Origin of the sequence: Aeromonas sp. HMWF015, assembly GCF_963878965.1 — a bacterium.
In the GTDB taxonomy this organism is placed as follows: domain Bacteria; phylum Pseudomonadota; class Gammaproteobacteria; order Enterobacterales; family Aeromonadaceae; genus Aeromonas; species Aeromonas veronii.
Genome location: NZ_CAWNZT010000360.1, coordinates 3,221 through 8,042 on the forward strand (window position 1 = coordinate 3,221; position 4,822 = coordinate 8,042).

Below are 4,822 nucleotides of genomic sequence, written 5' to 3' on the forward strand. Positions count from 1 at the left end.
CAACGTCATTCCCTTTATTCATTCATCGCCATACACCCATGACGTTTTTGCATGGGTTGGTATACCTCTGCCCGTCATAAGCGTACCCAATAGCGATCATTGCGACAGCGAGGCGCACGGCAAGGGGACGTCACGCCATTCGCCCGATAACACGCAGAGGCTGCGCGGCAAAAAGGGGAGGACAGAGGGTTGCGCGGTGCCGGTTAAGTTGTGATATTGAGGCATCTTTAGTACAGAAGGGTAATAACGATGGAAGCTGCGTTTTGGCATCAGCGTTGGGAAGAGAACCGGATTGGCTTTCATCAGGCGGACTTCAACCACTGGCTGCAATCCTGGTGGTCAGCCCAGCAAGCGGACGAGCCGGTGCTGGTTCCCCTGTGCGGCAAGTCCCGTGACATGCTCTGGCTGAGCGCTCAGGGCCATCCGGTCGACGGTTTCGAGCTATCGAGCCTTGCCGTCAGCCAGTTCTTCAGTGAAAACCAGCTCGCCGCGACCGTCAGCGAAGTGGGCCCTTATCAGTGCCATCAGGTGGACAGCCTGCGCATTTTTCAGGGGGATTTTTTCGCTGCCCCCAGTCTGGGTCGCCGTTACCGGCTGGTCTATGACCGCGCGGCGCTGATCGCCCTGCCGACCGCGATGCGCCGCCAGTATGCGGCCCTGATCAGTTCGCTGGTCGACACCGGTGGACAGATCTTGCTGGTGACCCTCGAATATCAGCCGGAGCAGCAGAGTCAGCCCCCCTTCTCGGTGGGTGAGATGGAGGTGCGAGCCCTGTTTGAGCGCGATTTTCGTATCGAGGTGCTGGGGCGCGCCGCCGAGGTGGATCACCCGCGGGTGTTGTCGGGTCAGCTCTCCTACTTCGATGAGGTAGCCTACCGACTGGTTCGCCGGGGTTAACGGGCAGCTAACGGGCGGCCAAAGGGTGATCTGCGCCGACAAATCGTCGGGCTACGCGCTCTTCGCTACCTCCTTTGACGTAGATCAACGTGATTGGCGGGGGGAGTGCCTAATATGAGGCTGTTTCTCAATCACTGTTGGCATTGCAAAGCGAGTATCGGGTCTTTCCCGCTTGCTGATCAGCAACTCAGTGTCTGATTTTCACGCTCATGTTCACTTTTGGCGGCTTTGGTCGCAATTATTATGGTTTTTCCAGCCGACCCTGATGGGTCGGCTTTTTATTGTCTGTGATTTGCCGCGGGCTGGAAAAATGGAGGATGTCGAGGCCTGATCAGGCCTCGAAGGTGGCGGCATTGAGCCGAAATGCCCGTGGATCGTCGATAAACTGGCCGGTGATCCGCTCGTCATGTTCGTGCCCCTGACCATAGCTGCAGAGGATCAGCCGATCGGAGGTGCGCGAGCGCAGCTGGGTGATAAAGCGCACCAGATCGGCGCGGCTCAACTTGCCCACCTCGTCGCAGACCCGCTCCCGTTGATCGAACCCCAGATCCTTGTTGCCGATGCTGACCCACAGCCGCTGGCCGCGACTGCGCAGGTTGGCATCCCGCTCGCTCAGCTGGGCTTGCAGCCCCGCCTTGCTCTCCTGCCACTGCTGTTCGGTGAATTCGAGCATGGCGAGCGGGAAGAGGTCGATAAACTCCTCCACCGCATCGAGCAGGATCTGCGGTCCCGCCACCGGCGACTGGATATAGAAGATCAGCCCCGGATGGCGATTGAGGGGCAGGTTACCGGCGCCCACCACATAACCCAGTTGCTGGCGGGTGCGCAGCTCGTGGAAGAAGGTGGAGGACATGATGTGGTTCGCCAAAGTGAAGCAGGCGAGATCTCGCGCACGGGTGGTACGGGACTGGTAGTAGACCAGGAGCGCCGAGTCTTCGTGATCGCAACCCTGCTCGCGAATAAGGGTGCCCCTGTCCTGAATGGAGATGAGCGGGCGGCGGGTCTCGCCGCTCGGCTTGCTGCTGGTGCCATTGATATCGCTCAGGTGGCGCTCCATCAGGGCGGCCAGCTCCAGCGCTTCGGCGGCAGTCCAGTCGCCATGCACCAGCGCCTCGACATGCACCTCGCCAAACAGCTGGGCCACGAAGCCGGGCATCTCTTCCAGCTCGACGGTGCGCAGGTGACGCAGCAACTGCTCGAACGGCGGGTTGTTGGGTTGCAACAGGCTGGTGAGCTGGTTAAAGAGCTGGGAGATGGGGCGCGCCTTGGACTGGTTGTCCCAGTTGCGAATGAGCTGCTCCTTGATCTCGGCGAAGCGGCCCGGATCCGGATAGCCCAGGGTGCGGTTGCCAAGGATCATATCGAGTAACAGCGGCTGCTTGTCGGCAAAGCCGCTCAGGTTGATGGTAAAGCCTCCCTGATGGGCATAGATCTGGTAACCCAGCCCCGCCAGCTCCGCTGGATAGGTGAGGGCGTTGAGGTGGTCGGCCAAGAGCTCCACGGCGAGGCGCGCCATGGCGATATTGCGCGGATTTTTGACCGCATGTTCGCTGTCGATGGAGATATAGAGATTGCCCTTGGGCACGTTGAACAGGTGCTCATGGAGGTGCCAGAGGCGAAAACCGGGGCGATCGATAAGGCAGGCGGGCATGTCGGCGGCAAGCTCGGGCGTGCGCGGATCGAGCCTACTGCTGATAAAGGGGTTGGGCTTGGGCAGCGCCAGCGCCGGATCCGGTTCGCTCTGCTGCCAGCGAATTTTCTCGGCCTCGGTAATGGTCGCCACGCTGTAGGGGGTCTGATACCAGCGGGCCAGCCGATCGGTCGCCACTTCCGGCGCAGTTATGGTGATACGCAAATTGTGCGGGGTGAGCTTGGCGAGGAAGCGGCGGATCAGCCCCTCGTCATATTCGCGCATCATGTAGTCGCCGTAGAGCAGATCCTCTGGTTTGTAGCTAAAGAGGTTGAGCACCAGCCCCGACACCGTATCGAGGGGGCGGCCGCGCTCCTGAAAGCGGAACGCCGATTCGAGCACGGTCCGTTTTTCGTCGTAGCGCCAGCTCTGCAGCCCTTCGCGGCCAATCAGTTTCAGATAACCAAACAGGGCGGCGAGGATGTCATCCACATGCTCAAGGCCCAGAGGTGTGAGGCCGAAGTTGACGCCAAAATCCTTGAAGTTGGCGCCGCTGATGCCACCACCTGCCGAGAGCTGGTTGACCCAGCCTTTCGCCTTGAGCAGGGAGAGCAGGCTGCCATCCCCCTCGTAGCCAATCAGATGGCTCAGGAAGGTGAGGGGCTTTTTGTCGTAAAACTCGTCCACATTGGGTAAGGGGAAGCTGAGCGAGAGCTTGCGGGTCTCCTTGACCGGATTGATGTGGATGCGCACGCCGAGATCATCGAGCCTGTAGAGCGGCATGGTGAGGGTCGGGGTTCCCAAATTGCGATTCAAAATGGGAGCAAAGTAGCGACAGCACCACTGCAACTGGGTATCGATGGATTCCGGCGAGATCATCACCAGCGCCATGCGATCCGCGCTGTAGTGGCTTTCGTAAAAACGGATAAGGTCGGAGCGCAGATCCCGTCCCGGCAGATCGGCCAGGGTATCAAGGTTGCCCACCGAGAACTTGGAGAAGGGGTGCGCCGGGTTGACCGTCTCTTTATGCACCTGATAGCTGCGGCGCATATCATCCTGCAGCTTGAGGCGATACTCGGAGTCGACCGCGTTGCGTTCCTTGTCCACCCACTCCGGATCAAAGGTGGGGCAGATAAAGAACTGGGAGAAGCGATCCAGCCCCGCTTCGAAGAAGCCGTTGTCGATCTCGAAGAAGAAGTTGGTGAACTCGGTACCGGTCCAGGCGTTGTTGCTGCCGCCATGACGGCTCATAAATTGCTGGTACTCACCAGGCTTGGGGTAGGTGCAGGTGCCGAGAAACAGCATGTGCTCCAGGAAATGGGCCATTCCCTGCCGGTCGGCGGGGTCGTCAAAATGGCCGGTATTGACCGCCAGTGAGGCGGCGGATTTGTCGGTGTCGGGATCACAAATCAACAAGACCCTGAGCCGGTTGGCCAGCTCCAGAAAATGGTATTGCCGATGGTCATTGGGACTGGCATATGGGCTCATTGGCGTGTGACTCACGTTGGATTTATTTGAATTTAAACATGATTATCGACCCCGCTATCCCGTCAGGCAAACCCTTTTCTGAGAGGTAGCGCAATTGTTTCCACACCCGTGGCGGGGTAAGATCCCCCGGCTATCAAAACAGGCCCGTTGGGCGAGGTTGTAATGAAGATCTATATCATGCGTCATGGCCAGGCTGGCATGAATGCGAAAACAGATGAACAGCGTCCATTGACCGAGCAGGGTATTGAAGAGTCTATCCAGATGGCCCGCTGGCTGGCGCCTCAGCTGATTGGCCCGCTGGATCGGGTGATCCACAGCAACTATCTGCGGGCACGCCAGACCTGGCAAGCCATATGCAGTGAATTGCCTGACGCAGCAGCCGTTGAAGAGAGTGGCGACATTACCCCGTACGGTGATCCCGCTTTCGTGGCCAGCTACCTCACCACTTTGGCTGAACAGCATGACCAGATCCTGATGGTCAGCCATCTGCCGCTGGTGGGTTATCTGGTGCAAAGCCTCTGCCCGGCCGCAGGAGCACCCATGTTCGCCACCTCGGGGATCGCCTGTATCGAGTGGCTTGATGGCAAAGGAGCCTTGCTCTGGCTCGAAGGGCCGCATACAATAGGCTAAAAGTTAATAAAAAGTTATGGATTGAATTTTTTGGGAAGAGATGGGCGAGTTTTCCGGATTTTTATAAATACTTTACGGAATTAATTCGCAGAAGCTGCTGTCATACGGATACAACTGCAAGAGGTTGCAAACGATGAGAGTGTTCAAGAAGTACCTGCCACTGATGGTGGCAAAGCA

4 protein-coding genes are annotated in these 4,822 nt (G+C 58.5%); 3 read left to right on the forward strand and 1 reads right to left on the reverse strand.

The annotated features are described in order from the left end of the window. Positions 1-214 (forward strand): hypothetical protein (locus AACS18_RS23620; protein WP_219927986.1); only part of this gene is annotated, 214 nt, incomplete at its 5' end. Positions 215-249: 35 nt separating this feature from the next. Beyond that, entirely contained in the window at positions 250-897 is a 648-nt protein-coding gene (locus AACS18_RS18345) for a thiopurine S-methyltransferase (RefSeq protein ID WP_108612964.1), read from the forward strand. Positions 898-1,228: 331 nt separating this feature from the next. Here the strand turns inward: AACS18_RS18345 and AACS18_RS18350 are convergent, their stop codons facing one another. After that, positions 1,229-4,015: an insulinase family protein gene (locus tag AACS18_RS18350; protein ID WP_108612965.1), complete on the reverse strand. Its 2,787-nt coding sequence runs from the start codon at positions 4,013-4,015 to the stop codon at positions 1,229-1,231. Between the two features lie 162 nt (positions 4,016-4,177). Here AACS18_RS18350 and sixA point away from each other — a divergent pair, with 162 nt between their 5' ends. After that, entirely contained in the window at positions 4,178-4,645 is a 468-nt protein-coding gene (gene sixA / locus AACS18_RS18355) for a phosphohistidine phosphatase SixA (RefSeq protein WP_005336999.1), read from the forward strand. The last annotated feature ends 177 nt before the right edge of the window (positions 4,646-4,822 follow it).

Excerpts from the sequence above, each read along its gene's own strand:
- sixA (WP_005336999.1), top strand. The coding sequence starts at position 4,178 with ATGAAGATCTATATCATGCGTCATGGCCAGGCTGGCATGAATGCGAAA.
- AACS18_RS18350 (WP_108612965.1), bottom strand. The coding sequence starts at position 4,015 with ATGAGCCCATATGCCAGTCCCAATGACCATCGGCAATACCATTTTCTG.
- AACS18_RS18345 (WP_108612964.1), top strand. The coding sequence starts at position 250 with ATGGAAGCTGCGTTTTGGCATCAGCGTTGGGAAGAGAACCGGATTGGC.